The organism is Streptococcus sp. FSL E2-3494, from assembly GCF_038007085.1.
In the GTDB taxonomy this organism is placed as follows: Bacteria; Bacillota; Bacilli; order Lactobacillales; family Streptococcaceae; genus Streptococcus; species Streptococcus thermophilus.
Window position 1 is genome coordinate 446,913 of the sequence record NZ_JBBOWN010000001.1, and the last position, 24,148, is coordinate 471,060.

15 protein-coding genes and 4 pseudogenes are annotated in these 24,148 nt (G+C 40.8%); 16 read left to right on the top strand and 3 right to left on the bottom strand.

The window, feature by feature from the left end; translation table 11 throughout:
- Nucleotides 1-124 precede the first annotated feature (124 nt).
- Nucleotides 125-2,143 (top strand): ATP-dependent DNA helicase RecG, encoded by a 2,019-nt coding sequence (gene recG / locus NST05_RS02390; RefSeq protein ID WP_340742889.1) that lies wholly within the window; start codon nt 125-127, stop codon nt 2,141-2,143.
- Between the two features lie 768 nt (nt 2,144-2,911).
- Here the strand turns inward: recG and NST05_RS02395 are convergent.
- Complete coding sequence (locus NST05_RS02395) at nt 2,912-3,877, bottom strand: asparaginase (protein ID WP_041827163.1); 966 nt, start codon at nt 3,875-3,877, stop codon at nt 2,912-2,914.
- 73 nt (nt 3,878-3,950) lie between these two features.
- On the opposite strand from NST05_RS02395, the gene NST05_RS02400 reads away from it, so the two are divergent.
- From NST05_RS02400 to addA, 9 genes and pseudogenes are all read left to right on the top strand, one after another.
- A complete protein-coding gene (locus NST05_RS02400) occupies nt 3,951-5,336 on the top strand; it encodes a Cof-type HAD-IIB family hydrolase (RefSeq protein WP_084829094.1) in 1,386 nt (461 codons plus the stop codon).
- Between the two features lie 117 nt (nt 5,337-5,453).
- A pseudogene (locus NST05_RS02405) lies at nt 5,454-6,513 on the top strand (DUF6574 domain-containing protein).
- A 58-nt stretch (nt 6,514-6,571) separates the two neighbouring features.
- Nucleotides 6,572-6,712, top strand: a complete 141-nt coding sequence (locus NST05_RS02410) for a hypothetical protein (protein WP_167540730.1) — start codon at nt 6,572-6,574, stop codon at nt 6,710-6,712.
- Between the two features lie 276 nt (nt 6,713-6,988).
- Nucleotides 6,989-7,249: a hypothetical protein gene (locus NST05_RS02415; RefSeq protein WP_223899633.1), complete on the top strand. Its 261-nt coding sequence runs from the start codon at nt 6,989-6,991 to the stop codon at nt 7,247-7,249.
- Nucleotides 7,224-7,610: a hypothetical protein gene (locus NST05_RS02420; RefSeq protein ID WP_223899634.1), complete on the top strand. Its 387-nt coding sequence runs from the start codon at nt 7,224-7,226 to the stop codon at nt 7,608-7,610. The genes NST05_RS02415 and NST05_RS02420 overlap by 26 nt, the downstream gene beginning before the upstream one ends.
- A gap of 217 nt (nt 7,611-7,827) precedes the next feature.
- Nucleotides 7,828-8,261 (top strand): annotated as a pseudogene (locus NST05_RS02425) (LytTR family DNA-binding domain-containing protein).
- A gap of 49 nt (nt 8,262-8,310) precedes the next feature.
- Nucleotides 8,311-8,962: pseudogene (locus NST05_RS02430) on the top strand (hypothetical protein).
- Nucleotides 8,963-9,452: 490 nt separating this feature from the next.
- Nucleotides 9,453-12,773 (top strand): ATP-dependent nuclease subunit B, encoded by a 3,321-nt coding sequence (gene rexB / locus NST05_RS02435; protein ID WP_084829091.1) that lies wholly within the window; start codon nt 9,453-9,455, stop codon nt 12,771-12,773.
- The gene (gene addA / locus NST05_RS02440; protein ID WP_084829090.1) at nt 12,763-16,416 is read left to right on the top strand and encodes a helicase-exonuclease AddAB subunit AddA; all 3,654 of its coding nucleotides are present in this window, start codon (nt 12,763-12,765) and stop codon (nt 16,414-16,416) included. Before rexB ends, addA begins: the two co-directional genes overlap by 11 nt.
- Nucleotides 16,417-16,810: 394 nt before the next feature.
- On the opposite strand, the pseudogene NST05_RS02445 reads toward addA, so the two are convergent.
- Nucleotides 16,811-17,543, bottom strand: a pseudogene (locus tag NST05_RS02445) (DUF554 domain-containing protein).
- A 274-nt stretch (nt 17,544-17,817) separates the two neighbouring features.
- Between NST05_RS02445 and NST05_RS02450 the strand changes: the two are divergent.
- From NST05_RS02450 to NST05_RS02475, 6 genes are all read left to right on the top strand, one after another.
- The gene (locus NST05_RS02450; RefSeq protein ID WP_002891761.1) at nt 17,818-18,549 is read left to right on the top strand and encodes an ABC transporter ATP-binding protein; all 732 of its coding nucleotides are present in this window, start codon (nt 17,818-17,820) and stop codon (nt 18,547-18,549) included.
- 2 nt (nt 18,550-18,551) lie between these two features.
- Nucleotides 18,552-20,141, top strand: coding sequence for an ABC transporter permease (locus NST05_RS02455; protein ID WP_014621942.1), 1,590 nt, complete (start codon nt 18,552-18,554; stop codon nt 20,139-20,141).
- Nucleotides 20,142-20,276: 135 nt separating this feature from the next.
- Complete coding sequence (gene proB / locus NST05_RS02460) at nt 20,277-21,080, top strand: glutamate 5-kinase (RefSeq protein ID WP_014621941.1); 804 nt, start codon at nt 20,277-20,279, stop codon at nt 21,078-21,080.
- A gap of 1 nt (nt 21,081) precedes the next feature.
- Nucleotides 21,082-22,332, top strand: a complete 1,251-nt coding sequence (locus tag NST05_RS02465; RefSeq protein ID WP_014621940.1) for a glutamate-5-semialdehyde dehydrogenase — start codon at nt 21,082-21,084, stop codon at nt 22,330-22,332.
- A gap of 392 nt (nt 22,333-22,724) precedes the next feature.
- A complete protein-coding gene (locus NST05_RS02470) occupies nt 22,725-22,955 on the top strand; it encodes a hypothetical protein (RefSeq protein WP_171815043.1) in 231 nt (76 codons plus the stop codon).
- Nucleotides 22,956-23,174: 219 nt separating this feature from the next.
- Entirely contained in the window at nt 23,175-23,531 is a 357-nt protein-coding gene (locus NST05_RS02475) for a DUF805 domain-containing protein (RefSeq protein ID WP_014621938.1), read from the top strand.
- Between the two features lie 305 nt (nt 23,532-23,836).
- Here NST05_RS02475 and NST05_RS02480 read toward each other — a convergent pair whose 3' ends face one another.
- Nucleotides 23,837-24,100, bottom strand: coding sequence for a hypothetical protein (locus NST05_RS02480; protein WP_164926319.1), 264 nt, complete (start codon nt 24,098-24,100; stop codon nt 23,837-23,839).
- Nucleotides 24,101-24,148 lie beyond the last annotated feature (48 nt).

Consider the following 24,148-nt stretch of genomic DNA (forward strand, 5'->3'; position numbering starts at 1 on the left):
AAAAAGGAAATCCAGTTTGATACTGGATTTTTTGATTTTAGGGAAGATCATTTCCATGTGTTATAATAGCTGATAAGGCTTCCTCTTTTACAAGGAACAGAACTCGATAGAAATGATATAGAATATGATTCAACTAGATTCACCAATTGCGGATTTGAAGTGCTTTGGTCCTAAGTCCGCTGAAAAATTTACCAAATTAGATTTACACACAGTTGGGGACCTCTTGCTTTATTTTCCTTTTCGATATGAAGATTTTAAGAGTAAGTCCATCTTTGAACTGATGGATGGAGAAAAGGCCGTCATTACAGGAACAGTGGTAACACCGGCCAATGTGCAGTATTATGGCTTTAAACGTAATCGTCTTAGCTTTAAAATAAAGCAGGGTGAAGCTGTGATTGCCATTAATTTCTTTAATCAGCCTTATCTTGTGGACAAGTTTGAGGTGGGGGCAGAAGTGGCTATCTTTGGTAAGTGGGACCGTAAGAAGTCTGCAGTGACTGGTATGAAAGTCTTGGCCCATGTTGAGGACGATATGCAGCCAGTCTACCATGTGGCTCAGGGTGTTAGTCAGGCCCAGCTGATAAAGGCTATAAAGGTAGCTTTTGACAGTGGCGCCCTTAATTTGTTGGAGGAAAGTCTTCCCCAAGTGCTGATGGACAAGTATCGTCTCATGGGACGTCAAGAGGCTGTGCGTGTCATGCATTTTCCTAAAGATTTGGCTGAATATAAGCAGGCCCTACGTAGGATTAAGTTTGAGGAGCTCTTTTATTTCCAGATGAATTTACAGGTGCTAAAGGCTGAGAATAAATCAGAGACCAATGGACTAGCGATTTCTTACGATGAGGTAAAAATAAAAGCCAAGATTGCTACCCTTCCTTTCCCTCTGACCAAAGCCCAGGAGCGCAGTTTATCAGAAATCCTAGCTGATATGAAATCTGGGGCTCACATGAACCGTCTCTTGCAGGGAGACGTGGGCTCAGGAAAGACAGTTATTGCTAGTCTTGCCATGTATGGGGCTTATACGGCAGGATTGCAGTCTGCCCTTATGGTGCCGACGGAAATCTTAGCAGAGCAGCATTATCAGAGTTTGAAGGGACTTTTTCCTGAGCTAAAGGTAGTCCTCTTAACTTCTGGGATGAAGATGGCAGATAAGAAAGTAGCTCTTTCTAAAATTGAGTCTGGGGAGGCTCAAATGATTGTGGGAACTCACTCACTGATTCAGGATGCGGTGATTTATCATAAACTTGGGTTGGTGATTACTGATGAACAGCACCGATTTGGAGTTAATCAACGTCGTATTTTCCGAGAGAAGGGAGACAATCCTGATGTCCTCATGATGACAGCAACACCCATTCCTAGGACCTTAGCAATCACTGCCTTTGGGGAGATGGATGTGTCAATCATTGATCAGATGCCGGCTGGACGTAAGACTATTATTACCCGTTGGGTTAAACATGAGCAACTAGACACCGTATTGACTTGGATTAAGAGTGAGTTGGAAAAAGATGCTCAGGTCTATTTTATTTCTCCTTTGATTGAAGAGTCTGAGGCTCTTGATTTGAAAAATGCTGTTGCCCTTCATCAGGAACTCACAGAGTTTTTTGGAGATTCAGCTACGGTGGCTCTGATGCATGGTCGGATGAAAAATGATGAAAAAGACCAAATTATGCAGGATTTTAAGGACAAAAAATCTCAGATTTTAGTATCAACCACAGTTATTGAAGTTGGAGTTAACGTACCTAATGCTACGGTTATGGTTATTATGGATGCGGATCGTTTTGGACTTAGCCAGCTTCACCAGCTTCGAGGCCGTGTAGGGCGTGGAGACAAGCAGTCTTACTGTGTCTTGGTGGCTAATCCTAAAAATGATACCGGTAAAAAACGCATGCAGGCCATGTGTGAGACTACGGATGGTTTTGTTTTAGCAGAAGAGGACCTTAAAATGCGTGGCTCAGGAGAGATTTTCGGGACGCGGCAGTCAGGCATTCCTGAATTTCAGGTGGCTGATATTGTGGAAGACTATAATATCCTAGAAGAAGCAAGGTGCGTGGCCAGTCAAATTGTTTCTGACCCTAACTGGCGTGAGAATCCTGATTGGCAGGTGCTAGAAGCTCATTTGAGAAACCAAGATGAGTTTGACTGAGGAGGAAACCAATGAAAAAGAAGCGGTTAAAACTCGATTTTTTGCTATCTGCCATGCCTTCTTTCTTAGGATGATAGGTCTTATATTTTATTTTGCAGGCTTTACCTTATTTTATCCATGATAACAAAAACTCTCAGTGAACTCACTGAGAGTTTTTGCTTCCTTCAAGTTTATTACAAGCTTTCTTTAAGTTAGAGACCCTATAATAAAACCATCAAAACGAGTTAGGTTTTGATAATAAAACGTTTTGGCTAGGTCAAACCATTCCTAAAAAGGAGGAAAAACAATGACAGTAAAAATTAAAGTAATTTATAACCCCAATTTTCAAAAGCATCCTCAAGACTTTAAGGTTTATCAAAACTAATAGTGATGCCCAGGAAGAGGCTAAATTTACCCATATTCTACAGCTTTCATCCCTCAATTTCCAAAAATCCTTTTTTCTTTTTCATAACGTAGAATCCCTCTTCTTAAAATCATAACAAGTCTAGACGGAAGAATGACCAGTTTAGGCGATTAACATAAGTAAGATAACCGGTTGAGATTTTCTTAACTGGTTTTTCTGTTTTTCGAATCATTGAACAAATCTTATTTGTAAAGTAGTAAAACCTTATCTATAAACTAGTATTTTTTCTTCAGCCATGCAATCCGGGATAGACTGGCTAGCACAGTACCACAGACCATGGTGACATGTGTCTGTAAGACGATTAGTTCCTAGTGGAAATCTTTGTTTTCCAATTTATCAGTTGCTTCAATGCTAAGTTTCATGTCTTACCCTTCAATATAATCTTTCAATTCTTGGCCTTCTAGTCCTGCACTGAGTGCAATGAGGAGCTTGAGACGAGCTTTTGGAGCATTGAGTTCTTTGATGAACATAACGCCTGCTTCTTGGAGTTTAACACCACCACCTTCATAGGCATAGACTGGCTCGGCGATGCCGTTAAAGCAACGGGAAACGAGTACAACGGGAACTCCCTTGTCCATAAGTGACTTAATTTCTCTTGCAGCTAGTGGTGGGAGATTTCCGGCGCCTAGAGCCTCGATAACCACGCCGTCAATCTTTTCAGGGGCTAGGAGACTGATGATACCATCTCCAATTCCCATTCCAGCATAAGCCTTAATGATTGGCACAGTTCCTGTAATTTGTTTCAAGTCAAAGCGAACACGAGGCTCAGCAGTTTTGAACCAGAGGATATCATGCTTCATGATGATGCCTAGTGGACCATGGGTTGGTGTTTGGAAGGTTGCCACGTTTGTAGTATGGGTCTTAGTCACGTACTTGGCCGCATGGATTTCATCGTTCATAACGACTAGGACACCTTTATCGGCAGCCTTGTCATTGCTTGCGACACGAAGGGCTGAGAGATAGTTGTAGACGCCATCGCTTCCTAGCTCATTTGACGAACGCATGGCACCAGTTATGACGATTGGAATTTCAGGAACGTTCATGGTATCTAGGAAGTAGGCTGTTTCTTCCAGGGTATCTGTTCCGTGGGTGATAACCACCCCATCATATTGTCCAGCTGTTTCCTTGATTTTTTTATAAATATCAAGCATGTGGTAAGGCGTAATGTGTGGGCTAGGGATGTTAAAGAAGTCTAGAACAGTTAAGGCTAGATTATCTAGATCAAGTCCAACATGGTTCATGGGATTATCAGCATTTTGACTGACCTTGCCATCGTCATCTGCGGACATGGAAATGGTTCCTCCAGTATGAAGGACTAGGATTTTTTTAATCATTTATACTACTCACTATCTTATTTATGTTATAATTTATTTTAGCATAAAATGTTAGAAGGAGGGGAGCTCTGTGGCCATTAAAGCAGTCTTTTTTGATATTGATGGGACTTTTCTAAATGACCGAAAACGCGTGTCTAGTTCAACCAAAAAAGCCATCAGTCAGATGAAGGAAGATGGTATCTTAGTTGGTTTGGCAACAGGTCGTGGTCCAGGATTTGTCCAGCCTTTCATGGACAATCTAGGTTTGGATTTTGCAGTCACTTATAACGGTCAGTATATTTTGACTCACGACAAGGTCCTTTATCAAAACCAGCTCCCTAAATCAACAGTCTACAACTTGATTCGCTATGCCACCAAGCACCGTAGAGAGATTTCTCTAGGGACTAGTACAGGTCTTGTTGGTTCTAATATCATCAGTATGGGGACGAGTAAGTTTGGGCAAATCGTTAGTCGTATTGTCCCTAAGTCCTGGGCTAAGATGGTGGAGCGTAGTTTCAAGTCTTTAATTCGTCGTTTCAAGCCACAAAGCATTGAAACCCTTAAAACTATCATGCGTGAGCCTATTTATCAGGTAGTTATGGTAGCGACGGTGGGTGAAACACAAGATATTAAAGAAAAATTTCCTCATGTGAAGATTACCCGCTCAAGTCCTTACTCAGCCGATATTATTTCAGCGGATCAATCTAAGTTGAAAGGTATCGCTCATCTAGGTGAGGTTTTTGATTTCGAACTCAGTGAGGTTATGGCCTTTGGGGATTCGGAAAATGACCTAGAAATGCTGTCTGGCGTTGGCGTTGGTGTTGCCATGGGAAATGGTGAAGATGAACTGAAAGACCAGGCTACCCATGTCACTGATACTAATAACCAGAATGGGATTGCCAAAGCCTTGTCACACTATGGTTTGATTCACTTTGAAACAGAGAATTCATTTACCAGTGATGATGATAATTTCAACAAGGTTAAGGATTTCCACCATTTGATGGATGGCTCAACTACCGATATGCCTCGTGTTTACGGTATTGAGGAAGCTAGTCACCGTTCGGACTTCAAGTTGGAAGAAATTGTCGAATTCCTCTATGCTTCATCAGGTGGGGACAAGCGTGTCTTTGGTCAGGCTGTTCTAGATTTGCATGCTGCTCTTGACAAGGCAGCGCTCAAAGTTAGTTCTAAAGAGCACTCAGAGTCAACTATGGTTGATCAGGTGGATGCATTGACTGACTTGCTTTACTTGACCTATGGCTCATTTGTCCTTATGGGTGTGGATCCTAAGCCTTTCTTTGATACTGTTCATGAGGCTAATATGGGTAAAATTTTCCCAGATGGCAAAGCTCACTTTGATCCTGTGACCCACAAAATTCTTAAACCAAGTGATTGGGAAGAGCGATTTGCACCAGAACCACACATTAAACGTGAGCTAGATCGTCAGATTCAAAAATCTCTACAAAGAAGTAAATAAGAAGTTATAAAGGTTTGGACAGTTTGCTCCGAACCTTTTTCTAATAAAAATGACATTTATTAATGGCTTTATTTGTGATAGAATAAAGTCATTCTATGTATTTTTAAGGAGATTATTATGACTAAAGCAGATTGGTTAGACTTTTTTGAAGCCATCAATGGTCGTTCAGCGACTGAAGAAGAAATTGCAGCAGCACTTGCAGCTGGTGAGTTCCAAGATGACGCCCCAGCAGCAGAAACTGCTCCAGTACAAGAAGCGCCAGTTCAACCAGCTTTCGCTAGTGCCCAAGAAACACCAGCACAACCAATCTTTGCAGGGGCTTAAACCAACTCCAGTCCAAGGAGTGCCAAATCAAGCAGTGCGACCACAAGCTGGTTTTGCGAATGGGCAAGCTGGTCAGCAAGTAGCTTTTGCTAACGGTCAACCTCTTCAACCAGGTCAAAATATCCAATTTATCAATGGCCAAGCTGTAGTTGTTCCAGCCCGACCATCAGCATTTGCAACAACTTTCAAAAATTACTGGACAGGGTTGCTTAATGCATGGCGTCGTCCAGCAGATATGACAGATTATGGTAAACATAATGCTTGGCTTAATTATATCTTCTTGTCATTCTTTACAGGGCTTGCATTCTTTACTATCTTGAGCGCAATAGCACGTAAAGTGGTTAACACTTTAGAGTCAACAGCGAGTGTATTCAGCAGTATCTTTGGATCTTTCGGATCAAATGATTACTCACCATCAGTTTCAAGTCATGCATCTAGTATTGGTTTTGCGGCTTTCTTTGCAAGTATTTTAGCTGCCTTCCTCTTTATCTTTTCCTTCATCTTGGCAGGATTTATAACACGTAAGGCCATCTTTCGTGCCCCTGCAACAACCTTCTTAAATAGCTTCGATCGTTTTGGTCGTTTGACATCATTAGCCTTGCCAGTATTGCTTGTAACTATCTTGTTGGGAGCTATTGGACTTGTTGTCTTCCCAAGCTTTTTGCTTAATATCGTTTGTACTTTGTTTGCAATTGCTAACCTCTTTACAATTGTTCCTGTAACAACAGCATGGAAGGCTGATAAGTTCTATCAAATGATCTTGGCAGAACTCTTGAACGGTTTCGTTTTGTCTATCTTGTTTGCAATCGTATTTACTATCATGTCATCATTTACAATAGGTCTTCTATTCTAAGTAAGCTTATCTAAGTAAGCTTAACGATTTTTGAAAAGGCAAGTGTATAGGAGTCTTTATGGCAACAAAAGAAAAGTGGATTGATTTATTTGAAAAGGCAGTTGGTCGTCCGCCCCATGTCTTAGAAATTGAAGAAGGCCAAAAATCAGATTTTGATTTAAAGGCTATTAAAGGCATTTCCGCAATGGGATTGGATTAGGAAGTTACTTCTCCTGAACTAACAGAAAAAATTGATGAGTATGACGTTGCCGAGGAAGTGGTTGAAGATGTGGCCCTTGATGACGAAGAGGAAACGACTTTATTAGAAACTGAGGAGCTCACGCCGGTGTCTCGCGAAGACCAGACTCACACCGAAGAACATTCATAATCTACTTCTAAAGAAGCACAAGTAATCTGGATGAAGGCCTTCAAAAACTAAGTAGGTCGTCAGCCTCTTCCTGAGGAATTTCTTATAGGTAGGTCTTCAGGTTATGATGTGTCGATCATCTATCAGTTTATCTCATATGGTAAGGCTGCTAAACTGGCCAATCCAGCCATGGCAAAAGGAAAGAAAATCCTGATTATTGCTGGTATTGTTGTGGTAGTCTTAGCGCTTGCTGGTTATGGATTTGGTTTTTATTATTACTCACGTGGTCAAGTAGCAGATCGTTATGAAGCAGCAACTTATGGTAAGTTTGATAGTTATGCCTCAAATCATAACACAACTCCAGATGGTGTTTCTGACATTTTCCTTTAATGGTACTGATGATACCATGTATAAGGATGTAACGGCTGATATCGATAAAAATACTACGGGAGCCAAGAACCGTTCCGCTGATAGTATTACTTTCTCAGATGTTGATGTAACTAAAGTCGTTCAGACTGGTGAAAAGAACTTTAAAGTAACTTTCACGGCAGTCTATGATTTCTATTATGGCTATGATTCGAAGCTCAAGTCATCAGGAGATGTTAAAGACAAAATTTCATGGTCATGTAATGTGGAATATGTTGGTGACGATAGTGACTCTAGTGGTAGCAGTTCTAACTACAGCGACTACCATATCAATGGTAAAGCTATCGAATCACAAAAAGTGAGTCGTGAAGATACTGTGAAATAGTAGTTGTTTTCTCATAGAGCTAGTCATTGTTAAACTGATTACAATTAGGAGGGTAGTCCTCTCTACTAAAAATGAGAGCCTGGTAATTGCCAGGTTCTTTTGTTTGTCTGTTTTTACCTCTTAGGGTCTAAACTTTACCACTTACCAAAAAGGCCTTGTTTAGTTTAAAGCAGCTGTTATAATAGAAGAACCATCAAAAGGACAGAAAAGGAGTATTATGAAAGTTAGCATCGCATTGGACCCTTCTATAGGTGAGTATGAAATCTTGATTCGAGCTCCTCAATTAACAGAAGAAATAGCACAGCTCCAAGAGTCCATTTTAAAGCAAAAGTTGTTGGCTCCTTTAGCCTTTTTATAAAGATCGTAGCGAATATTTTCTGGATTTGGAAACGCTTCTTTTTTTGAAACAGATGGAGAGAGGATTTATGGGCATACCAAGGACGAGGCCTATGAGGTCAAACAGAAGAGCTGCTTACGATTGCCTTTTGTCGGATTTCCAAATCAACCATTGTCAACATAAAGCAGATTTATTCTTTAGAGAACTCTTTTTCGGGGACCAGCACGGTTAATTTCTATCAGATCCACAAGCAGGTTCATGTATCAAGACGCTACTATCCAGTTTTAAAAGAACGACTAAACGAAATGAGGTAACAGAATGAGAAAGAAATTAGTTGGGATCCTCTTGATCCTTTAGGCAGCTTTGGTTATTGTACAAGACTATTTTATACAATGGGAAATTAGTTTTTGGATGTTAGCTTGGGTAGTCTTACTGGCTATTTTGTCCCTTTCTAGTTTTTTGAAACACCACTTTGGTTGGGAATTCATCTATGGTGTTTTGGCTCTCTTTTCACTCAATGGGCAGTTTCACTTTCTTACAGTATCCAATTCTGTCGTTATCCTTTCTTCTATTCTTGCAGTTATTGGCTTGAACATCCTCTTCAATTCTTCTAGTAAAACAAAGAATCGTTTTGGATTGGGTTCTACTGGCTCAGACGCTAACAATGGTGGTAATGATATTGATGTGACTTTTTCAACGGTGACCAGATATCTCAATGACCAACACTTTACTCATAAAAGTGCAGATGTAAGTCTGGGAGAAGCCTCGGTTTATTTTGATAACTGCCGTATTGAAGGGCCCGTCTGCCCAGTTTGATGTGGACGTTTCTCTGGGAAGTCTGAGTCTCTATGTGCCCAATGATTGGCGGGTACATATTAATGTGGACAACTCGCTCTCGGCTATTCAACACCAGGAAAATCCAAGCAATTTGACTAGCAAGGATTTATACATTAAAGGGGAAGTTTCCTTGGGTAATTTAGAAAGTATTTATGTTGGTGAAAATGTGATTAATTAAGTTAGTGTAGGGAACCTCTGATTAATATAATACCTATTGTTTTATCTCAATCCCTGTGATAAGATAGGCTCAATCTATTTTCAAGAGGTACAAGAGCTCTGGGATTCCTAACGTCATCAAGTCTTTTAAATCAACTAATACTCGAGGGAGTAGGACAAGGGAGAGTTTTTGAAAAGCTGTTCGGTATCACTCTCTTTTTTCCTACTAGAACAGGAATTAATTTTTAAATAAAGTTGTGGTGCTAAATCTTTTGATTTGGTTCTTTTTTTGGCTAGAGGACCAGATATTTTGGGCTTTTCCTGCAGGAGATAAGCTTATGCCTGGACCATAGGCCAGAGGGCTAGAAAGGGATGAGGGAGGAGTCTGATTGTTGGTTAATTCTGTGTTATAATAGCAAGGATTAGTGGTTGTTAGTGCTAAGTGAATGGAAATTCTTGCTTAGTCCGACTTAGTCCGAACGACTGGTGTAGAGACAAGAAAGGGACGTCTTATGAAATTACTTTATACGGATATGTCTCAGGATTTAACAGAAATTCTGACGGAGCAGGCGTCTAGCTATGCTCAAAAGGGAAAGAGGGTTTTTTATATTGCTCCTAGTGCCCTATCCTTTGAAAAGGAGCGAAAGGTTTTAGAATACCTGCCTCAGTCAGCATCTTTTGACATTACGGTGACTCGTTTTACTCAGATGGCTAGGTATTTTATTCTCAATACGAGTAACCCAAAGACTCAGTTGGATGATACAGGTTTGGCCATGATTTTTTATAAAGTGTTGTTGCACATGGGCAATGATGAGCTCAAGGTCTATGGCCGTTTGCGTAAGGATAGCAACTTTATTAATCAATTAGTGGACCTTTATAAAGAGTTGCAGCAGGCCAATATGACAGTATTAGATTTACAGCATTTGGATCAGGTTGAAAAACAAGAGGATTTGGTAAGGATTTTCAGTGCAGCTCAGGACCTCTTGTTGGCAGGAGATTTTGACAATCAATCAAAGCTTAGTGCCTTCTTTAAGGAAATTACCTCAGGACATCTGGATGAGGCCTTGAGTAACACAGTTTTGGTCGTTGATGGTTTTACCCGTTTCTCGGCTGAGGAGGAGGCTCTGGTTGCACTCTTGAACGACAAGTGCCACCAGATTGTAGTGGGGACCTATACTAGTCAAAAAGCTTATAAGGCCAATTTTGTTTATGGCAATGTTTATCAAGCCTCAGTGGATTTCTTGAGGACTTTGGCTCAGACATATAAGGTGATACCCGACTACGTGACGACAGACAAGGAGGGCAATCTTTCTTTTGCGCGTATTAGTCGTCTTTTGGAGAGCCGTCATGACTTTAGTACGGTAGATGAGACGGTAACTGAGCAGGATAAGCATGCCCTGAAGGTTTGGGAAGTGGTCAACCAGAAAGAAGAAGTGGCCCAGGTTGCCAAGAGTATTCGCCAGTTGCTGGCAGATGGCAAGCGTTACAAGGATATTTTGGTCTTGCTTGGTGACGAGGAGAGTTATAAGCTTCACGTGGGGCAGATTTTCCGAAAATTTGATATTCCTTATTATTTCGGTAAGGAAGAAAGCATGTCTAGCCATCCTTTGGTGGAGTTTGTGGATTCGCTAGAGCGTATCAAGCGCTATAACTACCGTGCTGAGGATTTGCTTAACCTTGTAAAATCCGGTCTCTATGGTGGTTTTGCTCAAGAGGATTTAGACCTTTTTGAGTATTATGTCAATTTTGCGGATATCAAGGGGCGTCATAAATTCTTGTCTGATTTTACAGCTAATAGTCGTGATAAGTATAATTTAGACCAGATCAATGCCTTGCGGTCACAATTGATAGAGCCCTTGGACAAGTTTCTTAATAGTCGCAAACAAAAGGGATCTAGTCTACTCAAGAAACTGGTGGTCTTTTTAGAGGCCGTGCAACTGCCAAGTCAGATGGTTGAATTGTCCACCAAGGCCAGTGAAGCTGAAAAAGAACAGAATGAACAGGTTTGGAAGGCTTTCACTCATATCTTGGAGCAGGTTGAGACTATCTTTGGAGACGAATCGCTCTCAGTGGACGACTTTTTGTCTATCTTGCGTTCGGGAATGTTGGCCTGTGATTACCGTACGGTTCCAGCTACTGTGGATGTGGTCAATGTGAAAAAATACGACTTAATACAGCCACATTCGGCTCCGTATGTTTTTGCCTTGGGGATGACCCAGTCACATTTTCCTAAGGTAGGACAAAATAAGAGTCTCCTGTCTGATGAGGAGCGTAGTCGTATCAATGAGGCGACGGATGAGCACAGGAGATTGGATATTGTTACGCAGAGCAATAGTAAGCGAGGTCATTTTGTGGCTATGTCGCTTTTCAATGCTGCTAGTGAACAATTAGTGCTTAGTCAGCCACAAATTATAAATGAAAGTCAAGATGACATGTCTGTTTATTTGAAGGAGCTTCTTGACCTTGGTATTCCATTGGTGGAAAAGGGACGCAATCGTTTCGAAGCAAAGGGGGACCAGATTGGGAACTATAGAGACCTTCTGTCGACTGTCATTGCCCTTAACAGTAGTCATTTGGATCTTGACTTGGACAAAGAAACCCAGACTTTCTGGTCGGTTGCTGTACGCTATCTCCGTAAGCGACTTGATAAGGATCAAGTCTTGATTCCAAAGGTGATTGACGATGTGACGACAACCAAGGTGGACGATCAGGTCATGCAGTTGGTCTTTCCGGAGGAAGAACCACTGAAATTATCAGCTACAGCTCTGACGACCTTCTATAACAACCAATATCTTTATTTCTTGCGTTATGTTTTGGAACTTGAGGAGCTAGAGTCTATCCATCCGGATGCTCGACACCACGGGACTTATTTACACCGAGTCTTTGAGCGTGTGATGGGGGATTCGTCATCAGAAAGCTTCGATGATAAATTGGAAAAGGCCATTGCTCAGACCAATCAGGATCAACCTTTTGAAATTCTCTATACCGAGGACCAAGAGAGTCGTTTCTCTCGTCAGATTTTGGAGGACATTGCGCGTTCAACTGCCAGTGTTCTACGTGACAATGCGGCGGTTAAGGTTGAGTGTGAGGAAGTCAAGTTTGACTTGCTTTTAGCAAATAGCATCAAGATTACTGGGATTATTGACCGAGTGGACCGTTTAACAGATGGTGCTCTGGGTGTTGTTGACTATAAAACAGGTAAAAATGTCTTTGATATTCAGAAATTCTACAATGGCCTAAGTCCGCAATTGGTGACCTATCTGGAGGCTCTCCGTCAAACCTATAAGGTTGATGCTGATCAACTTTTTGGGGCTATGTATCTTCACATGCAGGTCCCACAGCTTAACCTAGCTCAGATTGGTTTGGAAAAGCTAGCGGCTCAGGCTCATAAGGAATTGACTTATAAGGGACTTTTTGTGGCTTCAGAAACGGAGCATTTGACTGGTGGAAACTATGATCTGCAAAAGACTGTCACCTATGACAAGGAGGATTTAGAAACCTTGTTGGACTACAATATTAAGCTCTTTAGGAGTGCTGCTGAAGTTATTCGAAGTGGGAATTTTGCGATCAATCCTTATACTGAGGATGGCAAGTCTGTTCAAGGGGATCAAATCAAGTCTATTACTCACTTCGAGGCCGACCGCCACATGGGACAGGCTCGTAAACTCTTGCGTTTACCCAAAAAGGGCAAGAAGGAAGCCTATTTGGAGTTGATGGCAAAAACTGAGGAAGAGAATCAGATGCAAGTTTCTGAAAATACTATCTCCTTTCCAGTCATTGATCATGCTGTGAGAGTAGACAAAAAAGACCAGGAGGATAACCATGTTGACTAAAGCTTTTTTAAGTCCAGCAGAGATTGAGGAACGTATTGCCCAAGAAGCAGCTTCTGACAAGGATCGCAAGTTAACACCAGAACAGATTGAAGCTATTTACAGTAATGGTACTAATATTTTGGTATCTGCCTCAGCTGGTTCAGGGAAAACCTTTGTCATGGTTGAGCGTATCCTTGATATGATTGGACGTGGCGTTGGTATTGATCAACTCTTTATCTCAACCTTTACGGTAAAAGCTGCAGGTGAGTTAAAGGAGCGTCTGGAAAAGCGGCTGACAAAGCATTTAGGACAGGCAGAGACGGATGAGGAGCGGGCATTTCTTTCAGACCAGATTGCCAAGATTGGGACGGCTGATATTGGAACCATGGATGCCTTTACCCAGAAATTGGTCAATCAGTATGGCTATCTCCTGGGTGTGTCACCTACTTTCCGTATCATGACAGACCTTGCTGAGCAGACGCTTATGAAAAATGAGGTTTATGCTGATCTCTTCAATGATTACATGCAAGGAAAGGATGCCCAACTTTTTCAAAAATTGGTCCGTAATTTCACTGGACATAGCAAAACTAGCAAGGCTTTTCGTGATTTAGTTTACGATATTTACAGCTTTTCTCAGGCTACTGCAGATCCTGAAAAATGGCTACGTCAAAATCTCTTGAAAGGACAGATCGAGGCTAAGCCAGAACAGGCTAAAAATGAGCTTTTAGACGGTCTTAAAGATGGCTTGTTGGCTGATTTCCTAGCTTTCTTAAGAGACCATTTAGGTATAGCTCAGCGTGAATTTGCCAAGGCCAAGTATCTGAATAATGTGTCAGATGCCATTATCCTTCTTGAGGGCTCCTTGATTAATGACCAAACTGATATGGAGGACCTCCTCAAACAACTATTGACTCTGTCAGGAGGTACTGGTTTGACCAATATGACCCGTCCTAAAGACGAGGAACTCAAGGCCTACAAGGAAGCATACAACAAGACCAAAAATGAGTTTGTGGCTCAGTTGCGAGAGGTCGATACTCAGCTCACCATTCTGGAGGTTTTGACCAAGCATAATGATGATATCCTACCTATGTTGGAGCTACTTCAGTCCTTTGTACTTGATTTTTCGGATCAGTATTTACAGGCAAAGATTCAGGAAAATACCTTTGAATTCTCGGATATTGCCCACTTTGCTATCCGTATTTTGGAAGAAAATCCAGAGGTAGCAGTCAGCTACCGTGACCGTTACCATGAAGTTATGGTGGATGAGTATCAGGACAATAGCCATACTCAAGAACGAATGTTGGAACTTCTATCTAACGGCCATAACCGATTCATGGTGGGAGATATCAAGCAGTCCATTTATCGTTTCCGTCAGGCAGACCCTCAGATTTTTAATGGTAAGTTTCAGCTTTTCCTTGAAAATCCTGATGCAGGTAAGCTGATTCTCCTTAAGGAGAACTTTCGTAGTCAATCTGAAGTCCTTGATGCGACAAATGGTGTTTTTAGCCACCTCATGGATCAGGCAATCGGGGACATCCTATATGACAAGACTCATATGTTGGTAGCAGGTAGTCAGAAGCAAAAAGAGTCCCATCCTGAAAATGAAACTGAGGTTCTGATTTATAATAGTGATGAATCTAGTACGAGTGAGGATGAAGAAGGTCCTGATCAAGCTATCAGCAGCGGTGAGATTTCCTTGGTTATCAAAGAAATTATCAAACTTCATGAGCAGGGTGTACGTTTTGAGGACATCACCCTCCTAGCACCGAACCGTAACACCTATCTGGACTTGATGGTAAGTTTCGAGGAACACGGGATTCCCTTGGTTCCTGACGAGTATAAGTCAAGCTACCTAGAGTCACTAGAAGTTATGATTATGTTGGACACCCTTCGTGCTATCAATAATCCTCTTAACGATTATGCTCTCGTTGCTCTCCTTCGTTCACCTATGTTTAACTTCAACGAGGATGACCTGACTCGTATCGCAGTTCAGGCTGACAAAGGCCAATTCTATGATAAGCTTCTTGCAGCTCATACCAAATCAGGCCTTCATCCGGAAGTTGTGATGCAAGGACTTGATGCCAAGTTGACTCTCTTCACAGAGACTCTGGCAGATTGGCGTGACTACAGTAAGTGTCATTTGATTTATGACCTCATTTGGAAGATTTACAACGACCGTTTCTATTATGATTACGTCGGAGGTCTTCCACGAGCTGAGCAACGCCAGGCCAATCTTTATGCCCTTGCCTTGCGTGCTAATGCTTATGAAAAGACAGGATTTAAGGGGCTTTCTCGTTTTATTGGCATGATTGATAAGATTATTGCTAGCGGTAACGACCTAGAGGAAGTGACAGATTTGGTTCCCAAAAATGCCGTTAGCCTCATGACCATTCACAAGTCCAAGGGGCTAGAGTTCAAGTATGTCTTTGTCCTGCAGATGAATCGCAAGTTCATTGGTCACAGCAAGGATGGCTTGAGCGGTAAGTATATTATCAATCGTGAAAAAGGGCTTGGTATTAAGTATCTAGCTGACCTCAAAGACCAGATAAACACCAATTTGCCTAAGTTAAATGTTGTTCTTGAGACCTTGACCTTCCAGGAAAATCGTAGGGAAGAGCGCAGGGCAAGTATTTCAGAAGAGATGCGTCTACTCTATGTGGCAATGACACGTGCAGAGAAGAAACTCTACCTAGTTGGTAAGGGAAGTAAGGAAACCTTAACCCAGCAGTATGGCACTGATGTCGAAAATAATCGCCTACCAGTGGCTATACGTGACCAGATTGCTACTTATCAGGATTGGATTATGGCACTTGATACTGCTTTTATGAGAAAGGACCTCAAGTTTACTGTTCGCTTTGTTGAGGATGAGGAGTTGACGCCAGAGGCTATTGGACAGGTTGAAGTCAAGGCAGCAGTAGATGCCGATGATTTATCTAACAATCGTCAGACGGAGGAGATTGAGCGTGCCTTGACTGTCTTAGAAAGTGTTGAAAAACTCAACCACCTTTATGCACCAGCGATTGACCTACCTTCTGTGCGTACCCCAAGCCAGCTCAAGACCCTTTACGAACCAATTATGGATACAGAGGGCGTAGATATCATGGATAAGAAAGAGGGAGTGCAACCTCTTGAGACGGCTAGCACTTTTGAGCTACCAGACTTTGGGCAAAAAACTAAGGTCACTGGAGCTGCAGTTGGTTCAGCAACCCATGAACTCATGCAACGCTTGACTCTTTCTGATACAATGACTCTCCAAGATTTGACTCAGGCACTGAGTCGGGTATCGGCATTTGATCAAGTCAAGGCGCGTGTTCAGTTAGAAAAACTTTTAGGCTTCTTTGATACAGAGCTCGGGAAGCTTATTTTGGCCAACCGTGATAAGTTGCGTCGTGAAGCACCTTTTGCCATGTTGGCAGAAGACCCAGCTAGTAAAGAAGACTTTGTTGTTCGTGGAATCATTGATGGCTATCTTCTTCTTGAAGACCGTATTGTCCTCTTTGACTACAAGACCGACCACTTCACTCGTCCTAGTGAACTTAAGGAACGTTACAAAGGGCAAATGAGCCTCTATGCTAAAGCACTCAGCCAAGCCTATCAAATAGATAAGATTGATAAATACCTTATTCTCCTAGGTGGAAAAGACTTGGAAGTCGTAGAAGTATAAGTTATCGCAGAACCATTCTTTCATAGTAGGAGAGTGTTTTTTGTATCCCAAACCCCTCAAAAAAGACTGGTGTGAATACACCGGTCTTTTTTGATAGATTTCCATTACTATTGTAAGTTCGTTAAAATATTAGAGGATGGAAATAGTTATGAAAAAAAGTATCTTGTAGGTTGCTTAGGCCTACAAGGGCTATTATAACAAACCAACTTTAGTCTAAATAAGGTGAGAAAGAATTAAAATTATAAATACATAGATTATAAGGTTTCAATTGTCTAAACCTGTAATAATCAGTAGAGTAATTCTCTTCAAAATGACTTTTTACCCCAATTTCCCAACAGATAAAATACCGCCAAGAGTTAAGTACTAACGGTATTTCGTTATTTCGATAGTAATTTCAGCCAAGAAAAGGCAAGATCCAATTAACCCAGGCCCAGGAAATAGGCATAACCAGAATCATGGCTGGAATCATATCTGCTGTTGGGAATTGACGCAGTTTCATAATACGAAAACCGGTCGCAATCATGAGGAAGCCCCCGCAAGCCTTAAAGTCTCCAATCATGGCTTTTGTTGTTAGAGGGAGAATGAAACCAGCACTCACAAAGAGGAGGAAGAAAACGATAAATTGTGGAATGGCAATCATGGAGACGATGTAGCCTAGGCTACAAGAGAAAATCATGGCTGTAAAGAAATCTAGGATAGATTTAGAAATTAAAATAGAAGCATCGCCTGTCATCCCAGACTCAAGACTCCCGTAAATTCCTGTACCACTCGCACAAAAAAGGACGATTACTGTCAGAAGTTGTGCATAGAACTCATCGTGAGCCAGTCTGGTTTTCTTGCTTGGCGTAACCTTGGACAAGCCTTTTTCCATAAGTCCAGCTCCCTTGTTGATGAGGTTTCTAAACTTCAACAAGAGGCCGATGATAGTACCGATAACCACTGCGAAGATAACCGTAGGCATATTAACCATATTCATAATAGCACTAATTCCCATAACCATAGAGGCTAGTCCGAATATGAAGGTTAAGATTTTCCTTGAAATCGTCTCTGAGATAGTCCCCGAAGAGCCCTCCAGCGATTCCTCCTAAGATAATAGATAGCGAGTTGATGATAATTCCAGTTGGCATCAGTGATTTTCCTCCTAATTATTCTAAATACTATAAGTTTAGCATTATCAAAGACCGAATGCAAAATTGTCTCGTTTTTACAAACGTTTTATTGAAATTGTACCTTTGAAATGATACAATAAATGAGAAGGTAAGGAAATAGCCTTATCTAAATCTATTGCCAGTGTTCTTAGAGTATTGTTCATAAAAAACAAGGTAATAACTCTAAATTACAATCTAATATAAAGTGTAAAATGAGGCTATTGTTAAATAGATTCTCAAGAAAGGATAAAAGATGATTCGTTTTGAACACGTAACGAAACGTTATGAAGATAAGGATGCTCTCTCAGATCTTAACCTCGAGATTCGAGATGGGGAGATTTTTGGTCTGATTGGTCACAATGGGGCTGGTAAGACCACGACTATTTCCATTTTGACGTCTATCATTGAAGCTAGCTACGGTGAAGTTTACGTCGATGATATGGCCCTCAGCCAACATCGTGATGCTATCAAGAAAAAAATCGCTTATGTGCCAGATTCACCAGACTTATTCTTAAATTTAACTGCTAATGACTATTGGTACTTTTTGACACGTATCTATGATTTGGAAGCTAGTCAGGTTGAGGAACGTTTGACTAATCTTATGGCTACCTTTGACTTGACGGAAAGTCGCTATAACCTCATTTCTTCCTTCTCTCACGGTATGCGTCAGAAGGTTGTCGTTATCGGTGCTCTACTGGTTAATCCGCAGATTTGGGTTTTGGATGAGCCTTTGACTGGTCTGGATCCACAGGCATCTTATGATTTGAAAGAAGCCATGCGTAACCATGCTAAGGAGGGTAATAGTGTGCTCTTTTCAACCCACGTTCTAAGTGTAGCTGAGCAGCTCTGTGATCGTATTGCTATTTTGAAGAAAGGAAAACTCATCTTCCAAGGGTCTCTAGCTGAGCTTAAGTCTCAGTACCCTGACAAGGATTTGGAAACCATTTATCTGGAAATGGCTGGACGTAAGATCGAGGAGGTGTAGTCATGAACTGGAACCATGTTTGGGAGCTTTTTAAAATTAATCTCCTCTATGCAAATCCTCAAGCGGTAACTAACCTACAGAAACGTCAGGAGAAAAAGAAAAAGGTTAATTTCTCCATCGTTAATGCCATGCTTAGACAACAACTCTTGATTTTAATTATTTTTACGGTTGTATATAGCTATCTTTTTGTAGGTGTCGATTATAAGGCCAATCCTGGAGTCTTAACCCTATATCTCTTGACATTCTCAGTCATGGGGCTTCTTCAGACCTTTACGGCTCTTTATAGTACCTTTTACGATAGTAAGGATAGCAAGGCTTATCTGCCTCTTCCCTTAAAGCCATCAGAAGTCTTTTTGGCCAAGACCTTGTCAGGTTCTATGGTTGGGATGACCTTCATGGTGCCTATCCTTAGTCTTCTCATTCTAGCTTACTGGCAATTTATTGGCCCACTGGGGATAGTCGTGGGGCTGCTATCCTTTATCGTTTCTCTCTTTATCAATCTCGTTTTTTCAGTGATTCTGTCTAATAGTATTGGAACGCTGATTGTTCGCAGTTCTCGTCAAAAGCTCTATTCGACTATTTTGATGACCCTGTCAACCCTATTGATTATGTTCCCTATCATGATGGTTAGTTTTCTTAATGGTTATATTAAGGGTGCTGGACATATTGATTTTCCTTTGTTGCCTTATCTAAGAGGTTACTATGATGTGGTAGCTGCTCCTCTATCTCCGGAGGCCTTACTAAATTTTTATCTTCCTCTTATCTTAGTGCTTATCTTGGGCTTTTGGTTTTATAAAGTCAGAATGCCTCGTTATTTCCACGAAGCCATTTATAACAAAAAGGCTAGAAAGACTCAGGTAAAAGTTGTTACTCGAAGTCAAAGACAGGTCTTGGTTCGCCATCATTTATCTACTTTGGGAAACTCAACCCTCATTATCAATACCTATGTGGTACCAGTATTATATATGATCATGCTGGGTGGAGGTGCGTTCTTTTTGAAAGATTTAGGTCCAGACTATTTCGGGCTCATGCTTTTAGTCGGAATTGCCTTTGGTTTCTTTTCAGCGCAACCAACAAGTTTTCTTGGGGTGGCAACTTCCTTAGAGGGAACAAACTTTGACTTTATCCGTAGCCTGCCAATCAATACGGGCGACTATCTTCGTCAAAAGTTTTGGATTTTCTATGGCTTGCAAGTCGGTGTATCCCTCTTACTAGGAGGACTTGGTTTAATATTCCTTGCACATCTCCATCCTATTTTGGTGGCAAGTTTCGCTCTTGGTTTTCTCGTAACAACCTATCTTGTAGGTGGCTATTTCTTTGAACGTGACCTTAAATTGTTAGAAGTGAATTGGCAAGAAGTCACCCAGCTCTTCAATCGGGGCGGCGGACAGTGGCTTTATATGGGGATTTTTATCCTTACCATTTTTATTGCAGCTTTGCTGGGTGGTCTTGTCTTCTTTGCAAGTAAGTTCTGGATTGCCCTAGTTGTTAATGTTATAGCAACTGGACTTCTAGTTTTAATTGCTCTAATCATTTATCTTTTTGTTGATCGTAGACGTTGGAAACGCATTAGAACTATGTTTTTTACCTAGGTCAAATTGTTTAAAGAGTCTCTCTGATTGGAGGGATTCTTTTTTGATGGATAATACTGGATACTGTCAATAATTATGTGTAAACCTATGCATTATATATGTTAAAATACAAGAATTTAGTATATAATCATAAACATGAAACGAAATTTTGACTCAGTAAAACGCCTAGTTATCAAAATCGGGACCAGCTCCTTGGTTTTGCCATCAGGGAAAATTAATCTTGAAAAAATCGATCAGCTAGCTTTTGTGATTTCTAGCTTACACAATAAAGGGATTGAGGTTGTCCTCGTATCCTCTGGTGCTATGGGATTTGGTCTTAATGTTCTAGATCTTGAGAAGCGTCCAGCAGAGGTAGGTAAGCAACAGGCTGTCTCAAGTGTAGGGCAGGTGGCCATGATGAGCCTTTATTCTCAAGTCTTTTCACATTACCAAACCAAGGTATCTCAGCTTCTTTTGACCCGTGATGTGGTCGAGTACCCCGAGAGTTTGGCCAATGCCATCAATGCCTTCGAAAGCCTCTTTGAGCTTGGAGTAGTTCCAATTGTTAATGAAAATGATGCTGTCAGTGTAGATGAAATGGATCATGCAACTAAGTTTGGGGACAATGACCGCTTGTCAGCTATCGTAGCTAAGGTTGTTGGTGCGGACTTACTTATCATGTTGTCAGATATTGATGGGCTCTTTGATAAGAACCCAAATGTCTATGAGGATGCAACCCTTCGTAGCTATGTACCAGAGATTACCGAGGAAATTCTAGCCTCAGCTGGTGCTGCTGGTAGTAAATTTGGTACGGGTGGTATGATGAGTAAAATTAAGTCAGCTCAGATGGTTTTTGAAAATCAAAGCCAAATGGTTTTAATGAATGGTGAAAATCCACGTGACATTCTTCGTGTCCTAGAAGGAGCCAAAATCGGTACACTTTTTAAACAGGAGGACTAATATGACATACGTTGATACATTGGGCCAGCAGGCCAAAGTGGCGAGTCGTCAGATTGCTAAATTGTCAACAGCAGCTAAAAACGACCTTTTAAATCAGGTAGCTAAAGCTCTAGTAGCTGAGAGTGACTATATTATCACTGAAAATGCTAAGGATATGGCCAATGCCAGCGAAAATGGCATTTCAAAGATTATGCAAGACCGCTTGCTCTTAACGGAAGACCGTATCGCAGGGATTGCTGAAGGTGTTCGTCAAGTCGCAGATCTCCAAGATCCCATCGGCCAAGTAGTTCGTGGTTATACAAATCTAGATGGTCTTAAAATTGTTCAAAAGCGTGTTCCCATGGGTGTTATCGCTATGATTTTTGAGAGCCGTCCTAATGTTTCAATCGATGCTTTTAGCCTTGCCTTTAAGACTAATAATGCCATTATTCTTCGTGGAGGACGTGATGCTATCAATTCCAATAAGGCTTTGGTTACGGTAGCTCGTAAAGCTTTGAAAAATGCAGGAATTACAGCAGATGCCGTTCAGTTTGTTGAAGATACCTCTCATGAGGTAGCCGAGGAACTCATGGTGGCGACCAAATATGTTGACTTGCTCATCCCTCGTGGCGGAGCCCGTCTCATCCAAACTGTGAAAGAAAAAGCCAAGGTTCCAGTCATCGAAACGGGTGTTGGTAACTGTCATATTTATGTGGATAAATATGCTAACTTAGATATGGCGACACAGATTGTCATCAATGCCAAGACCCAACGACCAAGTGTGTGTAATGCTGCAGAATCTCTCGTTGTTCATGCTGATATTGTAGAAGAATTCTTGCCTAACTTGGAAAAAGCTATTTCAAAAATTCAGTCTGTTGAGTTCCGCGCGGATGAAAGGGCTTTGAAACTTATGGAAAAAGCTGTACCCGCTTCACCAGAGGATTTTGCGACAGAGTTTCTTGACTACATTATGTCTGTTAAAGTAGTAGACAGCCTTGATGAGGCGATTAATTGGATTAATACTTACACGACATCACATTCAGAAGCTATCGTGACTCAGGACATCAGTCGTGCTGAGCAATTCCAAGACGATGTTGACGCTGCAGCTGTCTATGTCAATGCCTCGACTCGTTTCACAGACGGTTTCGTCTTTGGACTGGGTGCTGAAATCGGAATCTCAACCCAAAAAATGCACGCCCGTGGACCAATGGGACTTGAGGCCCTAACTTCAACCAAGTTCTATATTAATGGTCAAGGTCAAATTAGAGAATAACCCATCATGCTCCATGAGGGGCTTTTTTGGTCAGTTTGCTAGAGTAAGACGCTTCTGATATATTGGGGGCATCAAAAATGAGGAGCTTTGGTGATGTTTAAAGACCAATAAAAAGCTTCGTGTATACAAAGCTAAAAAATGAGGTGATTTCATACGTCAGGTTATACTTGGCGTTTTTTATTATATTTTAAATTCAGTAATAAAATTCTAGATTAGAAGAGTATTGTTTTCCTGAAAAAATGAAAATATATTAAAAATAATCTATTAAATTTTTCAAAAAATACCCAAAAAAGTCTTGACAAATTTTCGGAGGGATAATTAGTGGGAGTTTTAATGTTTAAAAGTCAAGAGGAGTTTAGGATGAATTCTAAGAAATCATTTCATCAGTTTCTTTGGCGACAGCTGTCCTTGCGACAGGTATCATTAGTCAAGAAGCACATGCTGATAGTGTTGATAATACTACTACGACAACAGCCAGTCAGGCACAGCCCCAGTTAGTTACCGCAGAACAATTTGCATCCGCAAAAGCAACATTTGAAAATAATCAAGAAGCTCAAGCACAAGCTCAGTCAGCGGCTGATAGTAAAAAGCAGACCTTTGGAGTCTGCTTTTTGGATACCTAAATTTTATCGAAAATAGTAATATTATTTTGATAATAATTTTTGTATTCAATTATAATTGCTAGTCTATTTTATGGTGTTAATTGTGTCAATTTCATCCCAATTTTATGGCTTTTAGTCTATTTTCATGAAAGTTTCATTTTTTTAAATATTGATATAAAGGGATTTGTAAGTATTGAGTATTTGTAGTTTTCAATAGAGAAATTCTCTAAAAAATATTGGATGGGCTATGTCGATTTCACGGGACGTTCAAGCTGCTCAGATTATTGGTTTGCCTATTTGGTCAATGTTCTGATTACATGGTGCCCATATATAGTGGTAGCAGTTGTTGGAATAATTTCTTCTTCAATTGGTTCAAGTGCTCTGGCAATCATTTCACTCATCCTTGGACTTATCATGTGGGTCTATACAATTGGTGAGTTCTTACCAGGTCTTGCTGTAATAGTTGGTAGTTTGCATGATACTGGATATACATGGCCTTATATTTTTACTATTTTTATTCCGTTTGTAGGTTGGATTATTTTACTTGTTTTGTTATGTAAGCCAACTAAAGTTGAGTCCCCATTTAACAACTCTTAGCGGTCAATCTCGTATGGAATATTGTTCTCGGTATTATGATATTTACTTCGAAACCAGGTACGAAATACCATCAAAATGCTTTAGGAAATGAATTGCTCGATTAATGGATTTTGAATAATGTGTAGGTAATCAAACCAATTTTTGAATTCTTTTAAAGTCGGTTTCTCTAATCCCCTAATCTTTATGTCAATATTGCACATTTTAATACCTCTGATATAATTTTATCTAAGACTAATTGATACTAAAATTATATTTAAGAAATGTGAATACTCTATGAAACTACTTCGTCATTTAAAAGTAAAACGTTACCTTATTTTGGCTTTTACCCTACCGGCTATCCTTTTGGCTTTGGCAATCGTATTTTTGCAACCCACGCACAATCGTGCTAAGGTACAAGTCAAGGTAGCTACTAAGTAGTCATCATCAAGCAAAACCAAGTTTTCGTCCAAGTCATCTAGCTCTAGTTCATCGTCATCTTCAACAAGCTCAAGTGAATCTTCGTCCTCAAGCTCCTCGGTATAACTATGAGCCACCAACAACTGATACCGACTCAAATAGTGATACCCCAAGCTATACAGACCCTGCCTACGGCTCAGATATTAGCTCTACTGCAACCG